This window comes from Streptomyces sp. NPDC001231 (assembly GCF_042896885.1).
Taxonomy (GTDB): Bacteria; Actinomycetota; Actinomycetes; order Streptomycetales; family Streptomycetaceae; genus Streptomyces.
In genome coordinates this window covers 1-22,761 of record NZ_JBIAXS010000044.1, presented here as the reverse complement: position 1 = coordinate 22,761, position 22,761 = coordinate 1, and the positions used below count along the sequence as shown (strand labels likewise).

13 protein-coding genes and 5 pseudogenes are annotated in these 22,761 nt (G+C 69.2%); 9 read left to right on the top strand and 9 right to left on the bottom strand.

Translation table 11 applies throughout. From position 1 onward, the window contains the following. The first annotated feature begins 45 nt into the window (after nt 1-45). Nucleotides 46-576: a hypothetical protein gene (locus ACFY3J_RS35505; RefSeq protein WP_384183404.1), complete on the top strand. Its 531-nt coding sequence runs from the start codon at nt 46-48 to the stop codon at nt 574-576. A 5-nt stretch (nt 577-581) separates the two neighbouring features. Here ACFY3J_RS35505 and ACFY3J_RS35500 read toward each other — a convergent pair whose 3' ends face one another. Then, the gene (locus ACFY3J_RS35500) at nt 582-1,172 is read right to left on the bottom strand and encodes a transposase (protein ID WP_390842602.1); all 591 of its coding nucleotides are present in this window, start codon (nt 1,170-1,172) and stop codon (nt 582-584) included. A 781-nt stretch (nt 1,173-1,953) separates the two neighbouring features. Further along, a complete protein-coding gene (locus ACFY3J_RS35495) occupies nt 1,954-2,214 on the bottom strand; it encodes a response regulator transcription factor (RefSeq protein WP_384183048.1) in 261 nt (86 codons plus the stop codon). A 372-nt stretch (nt 2,215-2,586) separates the two neighbouring features. Between ACFY3J_RS35495 and ACFY3J_RS35490 the strand changes: the two genes are divergently transcribed. Beyond that, nucleotides 2,587-5,127 carry a SpoIIE family protein phosphatase gene (locus tag ACFY3J_RS35490; RefSeq protein ID WP_384183046.1) on the top strand — a complete coding sequence of 847 codons (2,541 nt, stop codon included), beginning with the start codon at nt 2,587-2,589 and terminating at the stop codon, nt 5,125-5,127. A gap of 108 nt (nt 5,128-5,235) precedes the next feature. Next, nucleotides 5,236-5,472 (top strand): annotated as a pseudogene (locus ACFY3J_RS35485) (transposase); the annotation flags it as partial. Between the two features lie 522 nt (nt 5,473-5,994). Here ACFY3J_RS35485 and ACFY3J_RS35480 read toward each other — a convergent pair. The 4 genes and pseudogenes from ACFY3J_RS35480 to ACFY3J_RS35465 all read right to left on the bottom strand — a co-directional run bounded on the left by ACFY3J_RS35480 (nt 5,995) and on the right by ACFY3J_RS35465 (nt 9,939). After that, complete coding sequence (locus ACFY3J_RS35480) at nt 5,995-7,146, bottom strand: MFS transporter (protein ID WP_390842601.1); 1,152 nt, start codon at nt 7,144-7,146, stop codon at nt 5,995-5,997. A gap of 452 nt (nt 7,147-7,598) precedes the next feature. Further along, a pseudogene (locus tag ACFY3J_RS35475) lies at nt 7,599-8,340 on the bottom strand (AraC family transcriptional regulator). A 272-nt stretch (nt 8,341-8,612) separates the two neighbouring features. Further along, nucleotides 8,613-8,974 (bottom strand): annotated as a pseudogene (locus tag ACFY3J_RS35470) (transposase); the annotation flags it as partial. 290 nt (nt 8,975-9,264) lie between these two features. Then, nucleotides 9,265-9,939 (bottom strand): hypothetical protein, encoded by a 675-nt coding sequence (locus tag ACFY3J_RS35465; protein ID WP_390842600.1) that lies wholly within the window; start codon nt 9,937-9,939, stop codon nt 9,265-9,267. 118 nt (nt 9,940-10,057) lie between these two features. On the opposite strand from ACFY3J_RS35465, the gene ACFY3J_RS35460 reads away from it, so the two are divergent. Then, entirely contained in the window at nt 10,058-10,957 is a 900-nt protein-coding gene (locus tag ACFY3J_RS35460) for a lysozyme (protein ID WP_390842599.1), read from the top strand. Between the two features lie 930 nt (nt 10,958-11,887). Here the strand turns inward: ACFY3J_RS35460 and ACFY3J_RS35455 are convergent. Further along, nucleotides 11,888-12,334, bottom strand: coding sequence for a DUF2690 domain-containing protein (locus tag ACFY3J_RS35455; protein ID WP_384188046.1), 447 nt, complete (start codon nt 12,332-12,334; stop codon nt 11,888-11,890). Between the two features lie 126 nt (nt 12,335-12,460). Beyond that, a complete protein-coding gene (locus ACFY3J_RS35450; protein WP_390842598.1) occupies nt 12,461-13,450 on the bottom strand; it encodes a helix-turn-helix domain-containing protein in 990 nt (329 codons plus the stop codon). Nucleotides 13,451-13,813: 363 nt separating this feature from the next. Between ACFY3J_RS35450 and ACFY3J_RS35445 the strand changes: the two are divergent. Both ACFY3J_RS35445 and ACFY3J_RS35440 read left to right on the top strand, forming a co-directional pair. After that, nucleotides 13,814-14,035 (top strand): annotated as a pseudogene (locus ACFY3J_RS35445) (VapC toxin family PIN domain ribonuclease); the annotation flags it as partial. 322 nt (nt 14,036-14,357) lie between these two features. Beyond that, nucleotides 14,358-14,594 carry a hypothetical protein gene (locus ACFY3J_RS35440; RefSeq protein ID WP_390842597.1) on the top strand — a complete coding sequence of 79 codons (237 nt, stop codon included), beginning with the start codon at nt 14,358-14,360 and terminating at the stop codon, nt 14,592-14,594. A gap of 28 nt (nt 14,595-14,622) precedes the next feature. Here the strand turns inward: ACFY3J_RS35440 and ACFY3J_RS35435 are convergent. Beyond that, nucleotides 14,623-15,350, bottom strand: a pseudogene (locus ACFY3J_RS35435) (helix-turn-helix domain-containing protein); the annotation flags it as partial. 539 nt (nt 15,351-15,889) lie between these two features. Between ACFY3J_RS35435 and ACFY3J_RS35430 the strand changes: the two are divergent. The 3 genes from ACFY3J_RS35430 (at nt 15,890) to ACFY3J_RS35420 (ending at nt 22,215) form a co-directional block, all read left to right on the top strand. Continuing rightward, complete coding sequence (locus ACFY3J_RS35430) at nt 15,890-19,420, top strand: ThuA domain-containing protein (RefSeq protein WP_390842596.1); 3,531 nt, start codon at nt 15,890-15,892, stop codon at nt 19,418-19,420. 83 nt (nt 19,421-19,503) lie between these two features. Continuing rightward, nucleotides 19,504-20,811 (top strand): sugar phosphate isomerase/epimerase family protein, encoded by a 1,308-nt coding sequence (locus ACFY3J_RS35425; protein WP_384187858.1) that lies wholly within the window; start codon nt 19,504-19,506, stop codon nt 20,809-20,811. Between the two features lie 201 nt (nt 20,812-21,012). Then, nucleotides 21,013-22,215 carry an ROK family protein gene (locus tag ACFY3J_RS35420; protein WP_384187861.1) on the top strand — a complete coding sequence of 401 codons (1,203 nt, stop codon included), beginning with the start codon at nt 21,013-21,015 and terminating at the stop codon, nt 22,213-22,215. Nucleotides 22,216-22,761 lie beyond the last annotated feature (546 nt).

Below are 22,761 nucleotides of genomic sequence, written 5' to 3'. Positions count from 1 at the left end.
CCCGGGATACACTGCTCCGCCCCACCCCGACCGGAGGTCATCGTCGTGTTCCCTGCACGGGTACTTGCCGGTGCCCCGTTGGCTCTGGTGATTCTCGCCCTGTCCGGCTGCTCTTCCCTCCGGGGCTGCACCGACACGACGGCGAAGCGCGGTGAGGCCGGTGTGAGGGTGCAGGTCGAGGACACGTCTGGGCAGCCTCTCGGCGTCACCGCCGAGGTCGTTGACTGGCGCCTTGAGCCCCACCCGCAGGTGCCCTCCGATGGTGACCGGGTCCACTTCCACTACCGCTTCGACGGCGCCGACGAGATATCCGGCCCTGGAGTGGATGCCTGCGCGGTCGACAAGGAGCGCGTGGCGTTGGGGTGTCAGACGGTCTATTCGTCCGGGGCGTGGCCCGAGCCGGACGGTGCCCTCACGGGCGACGACTGGCTCGCCGTCGAGCACCCTGAGCAGGTTGCCGGAGTGCTGTTGATCCCCAATGACCAGTCCTACGACCGACGCACCTGCAAGCAGGACATCAAGGACGGTGGCGGGAAGCATCCTCCGGAACCAGCCGGCATGGGGGACCGGCTGTAAGGAGGTCAAGACGGTTGAGCTCGCGGCACAGGTCTGCCGACGCCCCGGTGTTTGCGCTGTTTGGTGGTCTGGTTGTGCGCCCATCGCCCCGGCTCGACCTTGCTGCGGCCGCTCCGAGTCCTCAGGATCGGCCACCGCATCGGCTTCTTGATCGCTCGGGGCCAGCCCCGGCCGGACCGGGGCGGCAGCGGACGGGACCGCGCTTCCTGGCAGGCCTCCTTCCAGGCGTTGGTCAGCGAGCGCCTGGAGGTGTCGTGCTGGGACGGCACGCTGCGCCGGGCGATCCGGACGCAGCGGAGGTAGGAGAGCCGGTCGGCATCCAGGACCGGCCCACTCGCCGCGGCGGCGTGCGCGAACCGGCGGACGGCCTGGTGAACCGCGACCCGCTCCTGCGCGGCGGCGGTCCGCGCCCGGGTCGGATCCCGCAACTCACGGAACTCCTGCACCGGTACGAACGACGGCCGCACCAGACCGCACTCCATGATCCGGGCGATCCACACCGAGTCGGCCACGTCCGTCTTGCGGCCCGGCACATTGCGCAGATGCGCGGCGTTGACCAGCCAACAGGTCAACCGGCCCTCCAGCGCCGTGAACACGGGCTTCCAGTCGGGTAGCGGCAGTGCATTACTGCACTGCCGCCCCCCTCAGAACCGGCCGTGCCCGCTTTCCGAGCAACCGGCTCAAGCAAGCCCCGAGGGCTCGCAGGCAGTCCCCTGCCTGCGAGCCGCGAAGATCCTCTGTCGCAGACGCCGTACGTCGTTCTCAACCGCCCGCCAGCCGATCGCGGCCCCGATCTCGCGAACAACGCCAATCTCGTGTTCCCGGCCAGGACGGTCGCTCCCGTCGAGGAGCTCGGACGGCCTGGCAGCCGCAGTTGGTACGACGCGTCGATGCGGGCCGCAGGTGCGGACGTTTCGAGAGAGGGTGGCCTCGATGCCGGCCCGGATCGCGTAGCGCCGCTGCCAGTCCGCGGTCCGCTGCTCCAGCCCGTTGCGCATCTGGATCTGGTGGAGTTCGCGGGAGGGCAAGGACCTCCCGCCGGGCAGAGACCGGCTGATCAACCCCCACGATGTGGAAGCCCGCTGCGGCGGCGAACGCGGCATGGTCTGGGACGGCTACAAGGTCCGCTACAGCGAGACCAGCGAGGACGACCTGCCCCACTTGGCGGTGAACGTGGCCACCACCCACGCCGCGGTGGATGACTCCCGCCTGATCGACAGCGTCCACGAGAACCTGGAGCTGCGCGGGACGAGGCCCGGCGAGCATCTGGTCGACGCAGGCTATACCTCCGCCGCGATCATCCTCCCCGCTCATGCCAACTCGCGAAGCGCGTGCAGAACGAGCGGTTCACGACCCCGCCCGGTCCGAAACGCGGCGTCAAAGGCCCAGGGAGACCGCCAGGCGCGTGAGCTCGGCGGTGTTGCTGATGCCGAGCTTGGCCCGGATCCGGCGCAGATACGCATCGACGGTGTGTTTCGAGAGCCCCATGCGCCGGGCCGTCTGCACGTAGGTGCGCCCGGCGGCGATGTGCTGCAGCGCCTCCCGCTCACGCGGGGCCAGCGCAGCCGGCCCGCACGCGAAGGCAGAGGCAGGGGCGGGGGTGGGGGCTTTGGCGTACAGGGCGGGTGCGAGGCTCATGGCGGCTTTCCTTCGGCGCATCGGTCCGGTCGTCCCGGCCCACATCTTCGGAGTCACACGAATGCCTAAATGTGGGCATTTGCCCCTAACTGACACAGGCAGGCCCAGGCCGGTTCCACCCCGTCGCACATTTCCTGAAATTTCTGTTATCTGCCCATGTCGGTGACGTACAGAACCACCCTCGGCACCCGGCCCCGCACACAGCGCACCGCCCACCGCGGGCGGTCCGCGCCCCCGCCTGGCCCGGGCACCTCACCGAGCACCGTGCTGGTGCTTCCTGCCCCGCAGGATCATGCTTGTCAGTAGGGCCCTGGCCGCGGAGGTTCCCCCGGGAACAGCGGTCGAGGAACGAGCGAGGCGAGATGAGCGCCGATGGAGCACCTTCCCACTCCTCCTGGTGAACGGCCGGGCGAGGCGGACGCCCCGCTCGAGCCGCCCCGCACCGCCACCGTCACGGCCACGGCCACCGTCGACGAACACGGCATCGTGACGGAGTGGGGCGAGGGCGCCCGGCGCCTGCTCGGCTACGAGCCCTCACAGATCATCGGCCGCCCTGCCACCCGCCTGCTCGCCGACGACACCGGCGAGGCCGCCCGCCGGGCGGCCGGGCACCAGGCGGCCGGCAAGGACCGGTGGAACGGCACCGCGGTGCTGCGCCACCAGGACGGCCGCCGCCTCGAACAGCACCTGCTCGCCCACCGCCGCACCCCCACCGGCGGTGCGGCCACCGAATGGCTCCTTCTCTGCGCCGTGACCAGCCCGCCGCCGCACCCCGAAAACCGCCCGCAAGGCACACCGGACGCACCGGGCGAGCGGGGGCAGGAGGAGCAGCCGGGCGGGCTGAAGGAGCTGAAGGAGTGGGCGTTCGCCCAGTCCCCCTGCCCCCTGGCCGTCTTCGGCACGGATCTGCGGCTCATCGCGGCGAACACCGGCATGGAGCACGCCCTCTCGCTCACCGAGGCCGAGATGCGCGGGCTGCGCCTGGTGGACATCGCGCCGCACCCCGTGGGCGAGGAGATCCAGGCGCGGATGCGCCAGGTGCTTCAGGACGGCGAGCCGCAGTGGACCAAGGCCTTCCTCCCCGCCGCCCATGCCGGATGCGCCGACGGCCCAGAAAGCGGCCGGCCGGTGTCGCTGACCGCACTGCGCGACGGAGCGGGCCGGCTGCGGGGCGTGTGCCTGACCGCGTACCAGGGGCACGAGGAGCACACGCAGAGGGAGCGGATGCTGCTGAACGAGGCCGGCGCCCGTATCGGCACCACCCCGGACATCGCCCGTACAGCCCAGGAACTCACCGACGCCGCCGTCCCCCGCCTCGCGGACTTCGCCGCCGTCGACCTGCTCCCTGCGCGCGGTGAGGAGGCGGGCGCCACCGTCTCGGCCGGGCCGGTCACCATGCGCCGCGCCGCCGTGCGCTCGGTCCTGGAAACAAGCCCCGAGTCCCCGGTCGCCGTCGGCGAGTCCAGCACCTACCCGGCGCTGTCCCCGGTGGCCGAATGCCTGGCAAAGGACCGCGGGGCGCTCTACGAGATGACCGGCCCCACCCTTGCCCGGTGGGCCGGCGAGGACCCAGGAGCGGCCCGGATGAGCGAGTGGGGCACACACTCGCTCATGGTGGTGCCGCTGCGCGCCCGAGGCACCACCCTGGGCGCCGCCCTCTTCAGCCGCCACCACAACCCCGCCCCCTTCACCCCCCTCGACCTGCAGCTGGCCGAGGAGCTCACCGCCCGGGCCGCCCTGAGCATCCACAACGCCCGGCGCCACACCCGCGAACGCACCACCGCCATGACCCTGCAGCGCAGCCTGCTCCCGCGGACCCTGCCCGAGCAGGCCGCCCTCGAGATCGCCTCCCGCTACCTGCCCGCCGACCCCCTGGCCGGCGTCAGCGGCGACTGGTTCGACGTGATCCCGCTGTCAGGCGCACGCGTCGCCCTCGTCGTCGGCGACGTCGTCGGCCACGGCATCCGCGCCTCGGCCACCATGGGCCGGCTGCGCACCGCGGTAAGCACCCTGGCCGACGTCGACCTGCCGCCCGACGAACTGCTCACCCACCTCGACGACCTCGTCATCCGCCTCTCCGCCGACGAAGCCACCCCCGAAGGCGCCCCCGAAGGCGCCGGCGGCATCGGCGTCACGTGCCTCTACGCCGTCTACGACCCCGTCACCCGCCGCTGCACCCTCGCCCGGGCCGGCCACCCCCCGCCCGCCGTCGTCACCCCCGACGCCGCCGCCTACCTCCTCGACGTCCCCGCCGGCCCCCCGCTCGGCCTGGGCGGCCTGCCGTTCGAGGCCACCGAGACCGAACTACCCGAAGGCAGCCTGCTCGCCCTCTACACCGACGGCCTCCTCGAACCCCGAGACCACGACATCGACGAAGCCCTCGACAACATGTTCGCCGCCCTCGTCCGCCCCACCCACACCCTCGACACCGTCTGCGACCACGTCCTCACCGCCACCCTCACCCACCGCCCCGACGACGACATCGTCCTGCTCATCGCCCGCACCCGCGCCCTCAGCGCCGACCGCGTCGCCACCTGGGACCTGCAACCCCACCCCGCCGTCGTCGCCCACGCCCGCCAAAATGCCACCGCCCAGCTCACCACGTGGGGACTGACCCACGCCGCCTTCATCACCGAACTCATCGTCAGCGAACTCGTCACCAACGCCATCCGCTACGGCAAACCCCCCGTCCAGCTCCGCATGATCCACCACAACACCACCCTCATCTGCGAAGTCTCCGACACCAGCAGCACCACCCCCCACATGCGCCGCGCCCGCATCTACGACGAAGGCGGACGCGGCCTCCTCCTCGTCGCCCAACTCGCCGACCGCTGGGGCACCCGCCATACCCGCACCGGCAAGACCATCTGGGCCGAACAAACCGTCACACCTGACAGTGAGGAGGGACTGTGAATCGTTCGGTGTAACTCCCGATCATGGAAGATGCGTCGATGACCCGTGAGAACGTGGCCGAGCACGAGGCTGTCGAGTCGGCAGCGGCCCCGGACGAAGTCTGGGGGAGAGTTCACTCCGTTCCTGCGGTTCGACACCGAGATCCGCCGCATCGTCTGCACCACCAACGCGATCGAGTCGGACAACGCGCGGATCCGGCGAGCGGTCAAGGCCCGCGGACACTTCCCGAACGAGCAGGCCATGTTGAAGTGCGTCTACATGGCCATCATGTCGCTCGACCCCACCGGCAAGGGCCAGGCCCGCTGGACCATGCGCTGGAAGACCGCGCTGAACGCCTTCGACGTAGTCGTCACGTGTACCCGCCAACGTCTGGACATGGGCGGTCTCTCGGCTCTCGCAGTGCTCGCCATCGCCCAGGGACAGGTCACAAGATCAGCGACAGAGCCCCTTCATCCGTACGTGACTGGACACGTTCACGTGTTTCGGGGGTGCGGTCGGGCAGCACGTCCACGACAGCCGGACTGTGACCCGGAGAGATCCCAACGACCCTTTCATCTAGGGTGCGTTGGTACGTGCTGTGCATGCGTCTTGCCTGTTTCCGGCAGTCCGGGCACCGGCCCGGGCGAGCAGTGGACACCGCCTCCACCACAAGGACGTCGGAGGAGTCGCTGACGCGCTCCACTCGCACATCGATCCCGGGAAACAGCACAGCCTCGACCGTCTTACCCGCCATGGCAGGAAACACTCTGCCGAAACGATCCCTCGATCCCCTCGCTGACCTGGGGATTCACGGAACTGCTGACAGAGCCGTTTCCAAGAATCGCCATCAGGGTGTCGGCCTGCCGTGCGCGATCGCTGAGGAGCCGGTCAGGTTGCTGTGGCTGTCGGGGCCTTCGGCGGTTTTGGGTTGCTGGCTGGTTCGCGCAGGGCCGTGGAGACCGCGATCGCGATCACCGTCACGGACGCGAGGACGATGAGCGTGCCTCGCGGGCCGTAGTGGTCGGCGACGAGGCCCAGCGGCGGCATGAACAGCCCGCCGGCGCTCAGTGCGAGCCCGAGGGTGACGCCGGCCGCGGTGCCGGGTCGGCTGGGCAGGTAGTCCTGGCCGAGTTTGACGAGCACGGCGAACGGTATGTTCGAGATCAGGCCGACGAGCAGCACCAGTGGGAGTGCGGCGTACTTGTCGCCACAGGCCAGGAGGATCCACAGGGCGGGCAGCATCGCGGCGTTTCCGATCTGCACGGTGCGGACCATCCCGATGCGGTCGGCGATCCGTCCGCCCAGCAGGGTGCCGAGCACGCCGCCGCCGAGTGCGAGGGTCAGCGCCAGGCCGCCGAGTGCGCTGCTCGCTCCCAGGTGCCGGATCCAGTACAACGAGATGAACGTGTTCAGTCCGGTCGAGATCGTGGACCGCACGATCTCGACGCCGGTCAGGGTGGCGAACAGGCCGACCCGGTCCTTGCCTTGATGCTGGACCTGTTTGGCCGCGGGGTTCGAGGTCCGGCCGTTGTGGCGCAGCAGAACGAAGCCCATGAGCACGGCCGGTGGGATGAACAGCGCGGTCGCGCCGATCCCGAGGTTGTCCAGGGCCGGTGTCGCGACCGCAGGGCCGATGAAGAAGCCGACGCTGCCGCCGGCCGCGAAGTAGCTCATCGCCGTGGCGCTGCCCCCGGCCGCGCGGCGGGCGTCTCGTCCGGCGGGCGGGTGGAACATCGCGATGCCGACACCGGCCAGCAGCAGTAGTGCGAACACCAGCGGATAGGAGGGCACGAGCCCGGACAGGCCCGCCCCGATGCCCGCCAGGCTGACGCCGAGCGGCGACATCCACCGCAGCCGGTGCCGGTCGGCCAGCAAGCCGATCGGCACCTGGGGCAGCGCACTGCCCAGCGTCGCGGCCAGCGCGAGCCCCGAGGCCTCGACGTAACTGAAGTGCCGCTCCAGCACGAAATAGGGGACGGCGGCGGGCACGAGACCCTGATAGAAGTCGTCGACCGCGTGCGTGGTGGCCCAAACCCGCATGCGGGGCCAGTGCCCCGGCGGGTCACCGGCATCAGGGGGGCGAGCTGTTTCCTGGATTGAAGTCACGCATCCACGATGAGCAATCCGAGTCAGGCCTGCTTCCAGTAATCGGCCGACTTATATCTCAGATCCGCCACACACGGATTGCGCCGACCCGCACCCAGTCCCCGAGGGCAGTGACGCCGTGGACCGCCACCGCCTGGCGGGTGGGCGACGACCAACGCGTTCGTCCGCGCCTTCGCCTGGACGACGGCCCCGCCCGCAGGCGTGTCGCTCGGACGCGGGCAAGCGGCAGAAGACATGTCCGAGCCGTGCGCCCCGAGCCCGTACCGTACCGACCGCGTCGTGGCTCCTTAGGGTCAGGTTGTCGTGCGGCCCGGGCGCCGTACGGGCACGGGGCGGCGGCACGGGCCTGGCCGTGGCCGGCGGCCCCGTCTCTGCCTGGCCGGGCGTCAGCCGACGGGATGGGAGCCTGGCGTGTGGCCGATGGTGCGCCGGAAGACATCGGTGAACGCGCTGGCCGATGACCAGCCGCACTGGTGGGCGACCACAGTCACGGGCGTCTTCTCGGCGAGCAGGATCAGCGCGTGGTGGAGCCGCAGCTGGGTGCGCCACTGCGGGAACGTCATACCGAGGTCGCTGCGGAACAGCCGGGACAGGGTGCGCGCGCTGGCCCCGACCTGTTGACAGAGTTCGACGAGAGTGCGGCTGTCGGCCGGGGAAGCACGCAGGATGTCGCACAACTCCCGCAGCAGGGGCTCGGACGGCGTAGGCAGGTGCAGAGGCTGCTGGGGAGAGAGCCGGAGCTGGTCGAGCAGTACCGCTCGCAGGTGGGCCCGTTCGGTGCTCTCGTCGTCCGGGGCGTGGGTGTAGGCGATGATCACCTCGCGCAGCAGCGGACTGACGGCGAGTACGGCTGGCGCGTCCAGGCCGAGGGGGTTCTGCGCCTCGGGCAGTCCTACCAGGTGCAGTTGAAGCTGGCCGTGGGCCTGGTGCGCGTGCACGGTTCCGGCCGGCACCCAGATCGCGCGGGTTCCCGGTGCCACCCAGGATCCCGCGTCGGTGGTGACAGCGATCGCTGCCTGGCCGGCGTAGACGATCTGATGGGTCGTCGTGCCGGTGGGCATCGATGGACCTGCCGGAGGCCAGCCGCTGGGTACGAGTCGGCGCCACGGACTGATGGCGGATTTCCATCACAACTCAGCATTTTATCGGAAGTGCGACGCCGGTTGTGGAATCCCGGAGATGCGATCATCGCCCGAGCGTGCCATTCCAGCAGAGCGAGGCCGCGAAAAGATCGCCCGTGACGTACCTGAGGCCACTGTCCGGGGCGACCGTCACCACGGTGTGTCCCGGTCGCCGGTTTGCTCGCTGATGTAGTGAGGGGTGAGGGGTTTGTTGTATTGCCCGGGGTCACGTCCGCTGGAGTGGTGTATCGACGGTCACTCGGTATCTTGTCTTTGAGGCTATGCGGTGAGTTCGGTGGGCAGGTCGGTGTCGTCGGTTTCTGACTCGATTGGGTGGAGGCGGGCTTTGGCGAGGAGTTCGCGGCCCGTGTAGCGGCGGGCTTCGGTCCATTCGTCGTTCTGCTCGGCCAGGACCGCGCCGACGAGCCGGATCACGGCGGTGCGGTCGGGGAAGATGCCGACCACGTCGGTGTGCGACGCCGGATCTCCTTGTTCAGCCGCTCCTGCGGGTTGTTCGAAGACGGTCCGCAGCAGGGTGGCCACCCACGGCTGGGCCGATTTCGGGACCTGGCTCAGTAGATTGCGGGCGTAGTGGGTGCGGCAGCGCTGCCAGAGGCGCCGGGCAGCACCGCGCCGATGGCACCTCCGCGAGGGCGTGCAGGGGCAGACTGTCAGGTGCGGTCATCGTGCTGATCTCCTTCGAAGCTTCGACACTTCGAAGATCAGCCGGTGGCCGTTCGTCTATGCGAGCCTCATCCCGACGCCGGAGCAAACCCACCGATCAGGTCGAACCCGTACACCACTTCCCTGGACGCAACCCGGATCCTGTGGCTCTTCGGGCGGCGGAGGGACGAGCAGACCACGGACCCCGGCCGACACACGTGATGCTGTTCAACAACTGATCAGTTGATGGACAGGGACTGTCCCGGCTCTACAGCCGGCCGGGCTCGGCGAGCTTGCGACCCTGTGCGCGCGAGAGCCAGTGGGTCCGCTGCCTCGATGGCACCAGCTCGTAGTCCAGGGCCCGAAGCCCTGAACCTTCCGTCAGGTGGTGCCGGGCGATCATCCACACCCCGTCCCGCTCGGGATCGGGGTGGACAGGGCAGCCGGTCAGCAGCAGATCCCAGCGGTCCGTGTTCCCGTTGTCGCGATCGTCCTCCACCGTGACGGTGCTGAGCACCTTGCGCGGCAATACCTGGCCGGCCTGCTTCGCCGTGAAGTTCTCCGAGAGCTCCTTGATGGTGAAGTCGCGTTGCAGGTAGACCTTCTCGCTCTGCTCGCCGGCCTCCAGGACGATGACGCCGGCGGCACGGGGCCACCGGTCTTCGTCCGACACGACCAGGTCGCCGACGAACCGCGCCTCCACGCGCCGGTCGCTGAGGTTCTCCAGCACGAGGACCTGCTGCAGCACCAAGCGGTGCTCCTGGCCCCGGTCTCGGGGGAAGTGCCAGCTGTGCCCTGACGGCCACGGGATGCACGGCATGCCGTGCGGAGTCCAGGCCAGCGGCTCCCACTCCGGGACCTCCACCGTGAGGGTGACCTTCGGGGCCTCGGAGTCGAGCCGGGCCCTGATCGCATCAAAGCCGGTGAGCTGGCTGACCTCCAACGCCTTGCGCGTGAGCCGCTCTCGGCGGGTCGACCTTGATCCGCTCTCCCTCCGTGCGACCGTGGGGCATGCGCGCATTTCCTCCCACCGAGCACCGCCTAATTATCGGAGGCACGTCATGCCCGTGCACAGATCCGGAACGGCCCGCGTAGGGCGGCTGACCGTCACGGGAGCCCTGCTCGCAGCGTTCTCGGTCCTCTGCACCGCACCCTCCTCGGCCGACACCACCCCCGCCCGTGGCTCCGGCTACATGGGCATGGGTGTCCTGGCGCACGACGGCCGCAGCGGCACGCCCGCCACCAGCACCACCCCCGCCCGTGGCTCCGCCTACATGGGCATGGGTGTCCTGGCACACGACGGCCGCAGCGGCACGCCCGCCACCAGGAAGGCCACCCAGACCGAAGGCGTCGACGTCAGCTCCTACGAGGGCAACGTCGCCTGGTCGACGCTGTGGAACAGCGGCGTGAAGTGGGCGGACACGAAGGCCACCGAGGGGACGTACTACACGAATCCCTACTTCAAGCAGCAGTACAACGGCTCGTACAACGTCGGCATGTTCCGCGGCGCGTACCACTTCGCCACCCCGGACACCAGCAGCGGCGCCAAGCAGGCCAACTACTTCGTCGACCACGGCGGCGTCTGGTCCCGCGACGGCAAGACCCTGCCGGGCGTCCTCGACATCGAGTGGAACCCCTACGGCACCACTTGCTACGGCAAGTCGGCGAGCTCGATGGTCAGCTGGATCTCCGACTTCCTCAAGACCTACAAGGCCCGCACCGGCCGGGACGCCGTGATCTACACGGCCACCAGCTGGTGGACCCAGTGCACCGGCAACTACGGCGGCTTCGCCACCAAGAATCCCCTGTGGATCGCCCGGTACGCCTCGACCGTCGGCACGCTGCCGGCCGGCTGGGGTTACTACACGCTGTGGCAGTACACCTCGTCCGGCCCGACCGTCGGCGATCACGACAGGTTCAACGGGGCGCTGGACCGGGTGAAGGCGCTCGCCAAAGGCTGATTCGTCCTTGCCGGCCCCGGTAAGACCTTCCGCGCCCCTGGTACTCCCGTTTCGTGTGTCCGACCCGCCTGACGCCCTGAGCGAGGGCCGCGACAAAAATCATGATGCGGACCGCCGGCGGCGACCAGGACCACTGGGTGCCGCCGCGGTCGGTGAAGATGGCCGTGAGGCGTAGGGGAGGGGACTCGTTCACCCTGCCGACGCGCCGAGCGGGCGGGGTTGGGTGCTGGGGTTTTAGCGTCGTAGTGCCTTGCGCTGTGACAGGACCGCAGGGTGATGGACGGCCCCTGCACGCAGCGCCCTGGGCAGGGGCCGCCGTCCCGCCCGGACAGCAAGGCGAGCAAGGTCTCGGTCACCGTCAGTGCATGCTTGGAGCTGGGCATCCGCAGCGGCGGTTGCGCGTCGTCCACGCCCAGACCCTCGTCGCTGGCACGGGTCTCAGCGTGACGCGTAGGGTCCTTCGGCATGAGCACAACACCGCCCGACATACGCCGGGTTAGCCTCCGCGCCGCCCTCGGAATCGGGGCGGCCGTGACGGTGAGCGCTTCGGGCGCGGTGCTCGGACCAGAGGCGGCAGGTGGGAGTTTCTGGGCCTTGCAAACGGCGACCACCTGCGCGAAGGAGGCCGCCGTCGTGCATGTTCACGAGTTGGGCGTGTCCGCGCGGTCTGCTGCTGACGCGCCTCTCGCGCCCGTGGCCGGTGTAGTGGCGCGGCGCGCTCGGCGCTTGGTGCGCGTCTGATGCTGTGTCCTGCGGCCAGTGCGAGGGCTGCCGTGAGGCTACCGAGGCACTCGGCTGCTGCTCCGCTGATGATGTTCACCGGCTGGCCAACGGCACAGAGGTGGACGGGCCCGTTGCAGCAGGGCGGTGGCGCATCCCCAGCCGTTTGAGCTTGCGGTGCACCCGGCGCCGCCGCCCCGCAGGCGGACCTTAGTAAGAGCCGGTGCGTCCCTCGTAGATGTTCGCGCCGCTGTCCCACATCCCGCGCGCGTACGAAGTGACGTTGGAGTCGTTGACCATCAAGGTGTAACAGGACGAACCGGTGGTTTTCACCGAGCAGCTGTACTGGCGGCCGTCGCTGTTGCGGTGGACGGTCGCGTAAGGCGTGAACTGACTACGGGTGTCGAACGATGCATTGCTGATCCGGGCCCACGCAGCGCGGCACGAGGAGCTGTACCGCAGCTCGAGCAGTGCTTGGCCCAGCTTCAGGCTCTGCACGGTTCTCGCGTCGGACTGGCAATAGGCGCCGGGGTCCTTGCCGTCGCAGGACGAGCCCGAGCAGGTGGCGGCGCTGGCGGGGGAGGTCATGCCGATGATGGCCGCGGAGGCGAAGAGCATGGTCACCGCGGAACGTGCGAGCAGCGTGCGTGTGCGCATGGTGTCCTCCTGGATGAGATGGGAAACGGCGCGGCGTCATGGATATGCACCATGCACGGCGCATCTCTTCTTGCCCGATCATTCCCGGGTGCTGCCGGCATGTGGATAGCAGTGCGTGCCAAACGCTTAGCGATGGACGCCAGCACCTGCGCGCAAGATTCCCTGGCGGTATTCGGTGGGGGTGGAGCCGTAGATGGTGCGGAAGGCCCGGGTGAAGTCGGCAGGGCGGAGAAAGCCCCAGCGGGCGGCGATCGCGTGGACAGGTCGTGTGGACAGGCGCGGGTCGCCCAGGTCGCGTCGCGCGCGTGCGAGGCGCTGTCGGCGGATGTAGGAGGCGACCGTGGCGCCGTGGGCGTGGTTGTGGAAGAGGCGGTGCAGGGAGCGCAGGGAGATGTGGTGGGCGGCGGCGATCGTGCCCGGGGACAGGTCCGGGTCGTCCAGGTGCTGCTGGATGAAGGCGTGGATCTCCATCAGCAGGGAGCGATGGCGGTTTTGGGGCGGCGTTGACGTGGTGGCGTCGAGGTGGTGAGCGAGGAAGGCGGTGAGCACGTCGAGGGTGAGGGTGGCCAGTCGGGGGCTGTCCGCCGGGGTGTACGAGGCGGCGCCCGTGCTGAGCTGCGTGAGGTAGGCGGACAGCAGGGCGCCCACCCCCTCACGCCCGCACAGACGCATCCCGGTGAGCCGTTTGACCTTGTTCGCCGGGATCGGCAGCAGCGCCCGGGGGAATTGCACCAACACCCCCTCCACCGCGTCAGGGTCCGCGCTCGCCCAGCCGTGCCAGGGGTGTGAGGTGTCGAAGAGCAGCATCTCACGGGAGCCGATGGTGGTGTCTTGGCCGCCTTGGAGGATCCGATGGCCCCCGCGCAGAGTCAGCATCAGCTGCATGGATTCGGGATCGGAGCGCCGGATCATCCTTGCTGTCCGACGTGTCTCCAGCGACGGGTAGGTCAGCGCCGACACCTGAACGCCACCCAAATTCAGCACCCGCGCACTCGCCTGGAAGTCCCCCTCATGGTCAGTGTGGACCACGCTGGGTATCAGTGCGCTGACCGTCATGTCGTGCCAGGACGCGAACCTCTCGGCTATCGGCAGATCCAGCGTCCGGAACTCCGTCACCAGCACCGTGTCATCCCCCTCACGAGGGCGAGCGGCCCAGACCGCCGAGCGGGGCCCCTTCCCGCTGTGGTCCGGCAGTGAGCGCGGCGCAGGTACATCCCCGACGACGGCTACGGTGGCGATCGCCTCATCCCCCGTACCCCGGCCGTTGGCCCGGACAACAGCCCGTCCACCGGCACGCCCCGTCCAATCGTCGAACGGATAATACGGTACTCAACATGGCGTGAACATGCCGTAATGCGCAGAACCTGGTCGGGGCGCGGACAGCAAGGCGAGCGGCGGCCGGAACCGGGTCGGTTGGCCTGATCCGCTCAGGGCGGGTCGGGCGGGGCGTATCGACCGCGGTGAGTTACGGATCGCCGCTGGGTCCCCACGCCGGACAACGCCTACGCGTGCGCCCGTCGCGTGCAGCAACTGCCCACCGACGCCGGCAAACACCGCTCCGCCGGCCCTGTCGACCTGCTTGTGGCAGCCACCGCGGAACTGTCCGGGCTGACGCTGCTCCACTACGATCGGGACTGCGAGACCGTCGCGCAGATCACCGGACAACCCACCCAGTGGCTGGCCCAGCCCGGAACTCTGTGACCGGCGGCCAGTCGACCACCACGGCCCCACCCGGACGGCCCCAGCCGGCCCCGGTTCGTGAAGGGACGACTCGAAGCGGAACGTGACACGGCAGCTGAAATTTTTTCGCGAGGCCCGAAAGCAATCTGCGGGTCCGCGATTGCTCCACGGACCCGCAGCCGAAAATCCCCCTGCAATCACTGGGCGGACGTGGGCCCTCGCCCTGACAGGACAGGGAACAGGACCGCGTCCCGACGGCCATGTGCGCGGGTGGGATGCGCACGAAGCGGCATAGGCGGCGGGCGGCTTGGGCGCTGAGGTGGATGTCGGCACCCGGGGGACCATGATCAGCGTCGCGATCGAACATGCACGGGAGGCCGGGGCCGAAACGGTGATGCTGCTCTGCCGCCCGGAGTTGGTCCCGCTCTGCACACAGCTCGGATGGCGCCACATGTTCGTGCCGGTCACCTTCCGACAGCCTGCCGGCCCCCGACCCTGCCCGCTGAGCACCATGACATACGACCCGGCCGACCTGCCCCAGCCCACCGTCAGCGTGGACCTCCAGGGCCTGCCCTTCTGACGCACCGGGCAGAGGCTCACCGGCGACTTCAGACCGCCCCGGCAACAGGGCGTCCGCCCCAGCGGATGCCCTTCTCGCTGCGGATGTGGGCGCGTTCCTTGCGTTCGGCGGCGAGCACGCGTGGGTGGCGGGCGTTGGCGTTGCGCCGGCGAAGGTGGGCGTGCAGCCGTGGAAGTACCGCACTCCGTGGGTGCGGGTGTAGGTGACGGGCAGTCGGTCCGGATGGCCGGCCGGGGTCCGGCAGGTCCCGGCGGTGGGGCGCCGAGCGGGCCGAACTCGTCAAGGGCAAAGACCCGGTCCGGGCAGCGCTCGAGCACGTCCTCGATGCGGTCGAGCTTGGCGTCGTAGGCGGGGTCGGGGGATTCCTTCCAGGTCTTGGTGCGTTGGAAGGTGACGCCGCGTCGGGCGAGCAGGCAGCGCGGGGCTTCGCGGCCGATGTGGATGACGCGGGTGTGGACGCGGCGCAGGTAGGCGGCGAGCCCCCGCAGGGGCCAGCGGGTGAAGGGCTCGCCGAGCTTGGTCGGTCGGGTGATGGCCGTCTGGACGACGAAGTCCTCGTCGTCAGGGCTGAGTCGGCGGGGGCGGCCTCCCGCCCAGCGAGGGTCCACACGGGCCAGGCCGATCTCGTCGAACCGATGGATCACATCGCGGACCGTGTCTCGTCGGCCTGCACCAGTTGGGCGATCACTGGGACGCGATTGCCGCGGCTGAGGCGAGCAGCATCATCGCGCGTCGGTAGCGCACCGAGTTGGTGCTGCAACCGGCCCCCCAACCCGGCGAACCTTCCCGGTCAGAGCACTGGCCGGACCGCGGTCCCGTCTACGTCCTCAACGTGTTTGCGGGTACGCGGAGGTGTCCGCCGCGTGCTTGGTACTGGCGGGCGGCGGGGATTGACGGGCTTGATCGCCAGTACGTCGGTGATGTGCCGCCGGAGATCGTCGGCTGGGCAGCGGCGTTCCTCTCGCCTTCAGCAGACTTTGGCTTGTTTGAGCAGAAGTTCAGGTCGTTTGCCTGAAACTTTCGCGTATCAGACTCTATCTTTGGCGGATTCACGCCTATACGATCCGCGCAAGAACTTGGACCACGTCAGTCGCTCACCAGTGATCGCGGTGAGCGACTGACGCGTAACTCGGCGCAGTGGACGCACTTGCCGTCACCTCATCCCCGCTCGCACTGCAGCGATCGACCACCCGTTTGCCTTTTCCTCTGGATATACCGGCGCATACCGCACCCTTCCCGGCCGGACCGTCTCCGCGCGACGGCCCGTTGGTCGGGCGTACCCCTGAGGAGGTTCCATGCGCATAGCCCTCCGCCGCCGCCTCACCGCGTTCGGCGTGCTGCTCGCGCTCGTGGCCGGCGCGCTCATCGGCCTGGCATCGGCGTCCGCCCCGGAGGCGGCCGCGGCCGCGCCGGGCAGCCGCGGCATGCAATACAGAGTCTTGGTCTTCACGAAATCCACGGGCGGAGACCCGGCGGCGACCGCCGCCGGTGTCGGCGCCATCAGGCAGCTCGGCGATCAACTCCGGTTCGCGGTCCAGGTGACCGACGACGCCCGCAAGTTCGACGAGGAGCACCTCAAGCAGTACCGCGCCGTCGTCTTCCTCAACAACAGCGGCGACGTGCTCACCACCGCCCAGCAGGACGCCTTCGAGGCGTACTACCGCGCGGGCGGCGGCTTCGTCGGCATCGGCTCGGCGATCGAGGCCCAGCCCGGCTGGGACTTCCTGTCCGACGCCCTCGGCACCCGCGCGTCCGGCCGGACCGGCGTGCAGCCCGGCACCATCAAGGTCGCCGACCGCGTCCACGACGCGTCGAAGAACCTGCCGGAGTACTGGACCCGCACCGACGCCTGGTACAACTTCAAGTCCAACGTGCGCGGCAAGAGCCATGTCATCGCCACCGTCGTCGAGGACGCCTTCAAGCAGCAGTCGTGGGGTGGGACGCTCACCGGCATCAGCGGCGGCACGATGGGGCACGACCACCCGGTCACCTGGTGCAAGGACTGGCAGGGCGGCCGCTCGTTCTACACCGCGCTCGGCAACACCGCCGCCAGCTTCGGCGAGACCAACCTGCGCTCGCACCTCGGTGGCGCGATCAAGTGGGCGGCCGGGCAGGCCGACCCGGTGTACTCCGACTGCGGCGCGACGGTGCTGGCCAACTACCAGCAGACGACCGTCGCGGCGCCGCCGAACCTGGGCGAGCCGGTCGGCTTCGACGTCTTTCCCGACGGCCGGGTCATCCAGACCGACCGCCGCGGCAGCATCCGGCTGCACGACCCCAAGTCGAACAAGACCACCGTGCTGGCCCAGATCCCGGTCTACCAGGCCAGCGAGGACGGCATGTACGGGCCGGGGATCGACAACGACTTCAAGACCAACCACTGGGTCTACCTCTACTACGCGCCACCCACGGTGAAGGACGTGAAGCTGTCGACCGGCGAGATCGTCACGCAGACGACTCCGGAGGCGAACGCGCCGAACACCGGGGACTCGCCGGCGGTCTGGGATCCCTGGGTCGGGTACTTCCAGCTCTCCCGCTTCAAGTTCGTCGATGCCACCGCGGACAAGCCGGCACACCTCGACGTCGCGTCCGAGCAGGAGATCATGCGCGTTCCGGTCAACCGCGGCGCCTGCTGCCATGTCGCGGGCGACATCGACTTCGACAAGCACAACAACCTGTGGATGGTCACCGGCGATGACACCCCGGCCGGCGGCGGCAACTCCGGGGGCTTCAGTCCCTTCAACGACATGCTGACCACGAACGGACAGTTCAACGCCCCGCACGTCGACGCTCGCCGCTCGTCGCTGAACACCAACGACCTGCGCGGCAAGATCCTGCGCATCACGGTCAAGGACGGCGCCATCGCCGCCGGCGATCAGAACAAGTTCGGCGGCGCCTACACGGTCCCCGCGGGCAACCTCTTCCCCGCCGGGAAGGACAAGACCCGTCCGGAGATCTACGCGATGGGCTTCCGGAACCCGTTCCGGATCCAGGTCGACGAGAACGACGTCGCCTACGTCACCGACTACTCGCCCGACTCGCAGACCCCGCAGAACTTCCGCGGGCCGGCTGGTGCCGGCCGGGTCGAGATCGTTCGCAAGCCGGCGAACTACGGCTGGCCGCTGTGTTACCGGACGGACCTGCCGTACTACCGCTGGGACTTCAACACCTCCACGCCGCAGGACAGTCCGCCGCAGCCGTTCGAGTGCGACAACCCCGACCGCGGGCCGCAGAACGACTCCAGGTGGAACCTCTCCGGCGGGCCCACCGTGGAGCCCGGCCTCGAGTACGGCCCGCCGATCACCAACCCGGACATCTGGTACTCGTTCACGCCCGAGAACCGGGCGGACAGCCCGATCGGTACGCCGTGCCTCGCCTACTACAACGGCTCCGGCGCCACCACCTGCCCGCGACTGTTCCCCGAGCTCGGCACCGGCGGTGTCGGCCCGCACGGCGCGGCGAAGTACCGCTTCGACCCGGACAACCCGGATTCGACGAAGCTGCCGCCGTACTACGACAACGCGGTCTTCTTCGGCGAGTTCACCCGGGACACCCTGCGGGAGATCCGCCTGGACTCGAAGGGCCGGGTGTTCAAGATCAACAACTTGCTCGACTGCGGCGGCCTCTCTGCAAAGCGGGTCCCGGAGACGAACAACCCGTTCGAGTGCGACAACCCGATGGACATGCAGTTCGACGGGAACGGTCACTTCTACCTGCTCACCTACGGCGACGGCTTCTTCACCAGCAACAACGACGCCGGCATGTACCGGTGGGACTACGTCAAGGGCCAGCGCGCACCGATCCCGAAGCTCGCGGCGACGCCGACGAACGGCTCCGCACCGCTGACCGTGCAGTTCTCCAGCGCGGGTTCGCGGGATCCCGACCCGGGCGACTCGATCCGGTTCGAGTGGGACTTCAACGGTGACGGAGTCGTCGACTCGGTCGACCCCGACCCGCAGTACACCTACACGACGCCGGGGCAGTACACCGCGCGACTGACGGTGTTCGACTCGAGCGGCAAGTCCGCCTCGGCGAACACGACCATCACGGTCGGCAACACCGCGCCCACCGTGACCGTCAGTACGCCGGTCGAGGGCGGCCTGTTCTCCTTCGGCGAGAGCATCCCGTTCTCGGTGACGGTCACCGACCCCGAGGACAAGACGATCGACTGCAACCGGGTCGAGGTGACGTTCGTCCTCGGCCACGACAGTCACGGCCACGCCGAGCAGACCGTTCACGGCTGCACGGGTGTGCTGCCGACCGACCCTGATGACGTGTCCCACGGGGGCAACGTGTTCGGCGTCATCAGCGCCTCGTACACCGATCGCGGCGGTGCCGGCGGCGTTCCGGCGCTGACGACGGTCGCTCAGAACGAGATCCGGCAAAAGCGCCAGGAGGTCGAGTTCGCCCTCGAGGAGTCCGGTACCAACGTCGCCACGACGAACGACCCGGACGGCGGCAGCCAGCACAGGGGCAGCCTCGGCAGCGGCGACTGGATCGCCTTGAACGGACCGTTCAACCTCCTGAACAGCGACTCGCTGACGTTCCGGGTGGCGAGCACGTCGACGCAGGTGCCGGCGGGTAGCCCGATGGCCGCCGTCGAGGTCCACCTCGACTCGGTCGGCGGGCCGATTCTCACCACGGCGAGGCTCACGTCGACCGGTGACACGGCGAAGTGGCAGAGCCAGACGTTCCCGATCACCAACCCGGGCGGCAAGCACAAGATCTACCTCGTGTTCCGGTCGGTCACGGGCGGTCAGACCGGCGCCAACCTGTTCAACCTCAACTGGGTCGAGTTCGGCGGACGAGGGGTGAGCGCGCCCTAGTACGGCCCCGCGGCCGGGCGCCGTGCGATCGGCACGGCGCCCCGGCCCTGGTTTGGTTCAGCCACTTCGAAAGAGGGACCACAATGGCCTTCAACAGCAAGTTCAACCGGCGCCGGTTCATGGTCGGCACGGGCGCGGCGGTGGCCGCGACGTTCAGCCCACTCGGCCCCGCATCCGTGTTCACGCCGGCCCAGGCGAGCGCGGCCAACGGGCGGCTCATCCCGGGCGGCAAGCTGGGCACGATCACCTACAGCCAGCGCGACGTGCCCACGCGGGTCGGCATCGCGGCGAGCGCGGCGCGCGGCGTCTCACCCACCATGGGCCGGCTGGGTGGCCCGAACTTCCCGAAGGACCCCACCGACCTCGGCCCGCTCGTGCCGTTGCCCGGCGGCTGGCTGGAGCTGTTCGAGTTCCTGGCGAAGTGCGGCTTCAAGCAGATCGAGTTCGCCGGCTACGGCCAGAACGCCGCGAACCCCGGCGGCGACGTGCCCAACCCGGCGCCCGGCGGCGTCACCACACCGCAGTCGCGAGCGGCGTACCTGGCATACGCGCGTACGCTGCGCGGCTTCCTCGACGCGTACGGTCTGGAGGCGATCGGCAACCACGGGTTCGTACCGAACACGTGGAACGGCCCGAACAGCCCCGGCGGCGCAATGGCCGCACAGGACTACGAGCGGCTGCAGACCGAGCTCGAATTCGCGGCGATCCTGGGCATGCCGTACATGGGCACCGGCAACGACCCGACGAACGCGGGCAACCGCAACATCGAGCCGTGGACCGTCGCCGGCGAGAAATGGGAGGCGCTGAACACGCTCAGCCTGCAGTCGGGCATCCGCATGTACACCCACAACCACTCGCCGGCGTACAACTTCCTGCAGGACGGTCCCATGGTCACCGTGACCGAGGACCGCGTGACAGGTAGGCCGATTCCGCCCACGCAGGTGCGGGGAGAGTCGGGCAAGCGCCTCATGCAGCACTATCTCGACGTCACCGACCCGGCCCTGTGCGTCATCGAGCTGGACGTGTACTGGGCGCACGTCGCCCAGCACCAGTGGCGGTGGCGCTACGACTGGGAGGGCAACCGCGTCGAGGACATCTTCGACCCGGCCGCCCAGGTCGCGAAGCAGCCACAGCGGTACCAGCTGTTCCACGCCAAGGACGGCGACGCCACCGGCGAGGCACCCGGTGTCGGCAACGGCTACAACTTCATCCCGTTCGGCGACCCCCGCAGCGACATCGACTACAAGACCTTCTACAAGTCCGTCGGCGCCAAGGGGCACTACAACTCGAACTACGAGCAGGACAACGCCCCGGGCGGCAGCTCGGATCCGGGGCAGTCCCTGCGGTTCGCCAGGATCAGTGCGACCAACATGGCGGCACTGCGCGGCTGACATCCGGCAGCTCTCCGTCCCGCTTGCGCCGCGGCGGCCACGCGACACGGTGGCGACCGCGGTGCGAGCGGGGTGCGTGCCGGCGAATCCTGTCTGAGACTTTTGCGTAGAAGAACAAAAGTCCTGGAGGTGAGGCTCGAAGATATAGAACGCTCCTGTCAAAAGTCACTATTGTGATGGAGCGCAGCATGTTGCGCTGATATGAACCCGTCAGAGGTGAACCCGGTGCGAAGCCCAGAACCGCTGCATGTTGAGCTGCTGCGGCTGCTGCGCGATGAAGGCGCGTTGTCGCGCGCTGAGCTGGCCGACCGCCTTGAGGTACCCCGGCGGAGGCTGCTCGCCGAGCTGGAGCGTCTGATCGCGGCGGGCTACGTCGTCGAGGCCGGGCCTGCCACGTCCCGAGGCGGCCGCCGGTCGACGCTCGTCGAGCTGAACCCGGATCTGCGCTTCGCCGCCATCGACCTGGACGCCACCTCGATCGACGTCGAGGTGACCAATGGTCGCCTGGAGCAGGTCGCGACGTACCAGGAGTCCGCCGACCTCCGGTCGGGGCCGAAAGCGATCCTCCACCGGGTCGACGAGATGCTCGCAAAGGCCCGCGCGGAGGGGGCATACGAGCGGCTGACCGCGATCGGCATCGGGCTGCCTGGCCCGGTGAGCTTCCGCGACGGTGTGCCGGTGTCGCCGCCGATCATGCCGGGCTGGGATCGGTTCCCTGTGCGCGAGTACCTCACCCGTGAGCACAGCTGCCCCGCGATCGTCGACAACGACGTGAACATCATGGCGATAGGCGAGCGCCATGGCGGCGCTGCGCACTCGGTCAACGACTTCCTGTTCGTCAAGATCGGAACCGGGGTCGGGTGCGGCATCTATCAGGACGGGCACGTCTACCGAGGGACTGACGGCTGCGCCGGCGACATCGGGCACATCCAGGTCGACGCGCACGGGCCGGTCTGTTCCTGCGGCAACGTCGGCTGCCTCGAGGCGCTGTTCAGCGGCGCCGTACTCGCCCGCGAGGCGACCGCGGCGGCGCGCTCGAACAGGTCCCCGGCACTGGCCGAGCGGCTTGCCGCCTCCGGCGCGGTCGGCGCGAAGGATGTGGCCGAGGGCGCGTCCGAGGGCGACGTGACGTGCATCCGACTCATCCGCGACGGCGGGCGCCAGGTCGGCGGCGTGCTCGCCGGCTTGGTCAGCTTCGCCAACCCCTCGATGATCGTGATCGGTGGCGGGCTCGCCCAGCTCGGCCACATCCTGCTCGCCGAGATCCGCAGCGTCGTGTACCACCGGTCGCTGCCGCTTGCGACCAGGAACCTGCCCGTTGTGCTGTCCGACCTGGGGCCGCGAGCCGGTGTGACCGGCGCCGCGGTGCTGGCCAGCGACCTTGCTTTCGAGCAGGCGTCATGACGGACACCACCAAGACAGCCCGCACGCCTGTGGGGCAGGTCGCGTAGCGGTACTCGTTGATGAGGCCGCCGAGGACGCGGGTGCGCAGAAGTGTGGGCGTATCGAAGTCGTGCACGGTGGCGGGCTGTTGGACCGAGTCGGGTGGCAGCTGACGCGGGCCCGATGAGGCCGATGCGCGCTGCTGTGCTCTTGTAGGTGGCCAGGACCTGTCGGGCGTGAGCCTCGCCCATGATGAGGACGTACTCGAGGGCCTCACGCCGGATGCTACGGCGCAGACCGTCCAGGCGGCGACGGGGTGGCCGAGCCGGGCCGGCTCGCCCTGGATCCTCCTGTGTCCCCACCTGGGGTTCTCTCCGGTTGTCCGGGCGCCGGCATCCGCCGGAGTACGTGCGAGGCTCTTCGCCCTGGACACGAGAGTGGAGGGCGTGCTCTCTGACGTCACCAAGCCTTGGCTAGTAGGGCTTGGTCAGGTCCGTATTGGTGCTGGTATGTCGCGGTGGCAGGTCGGACAGGTGCCGGTCCAGACCGCGAGTAGTGTCTGTAGCT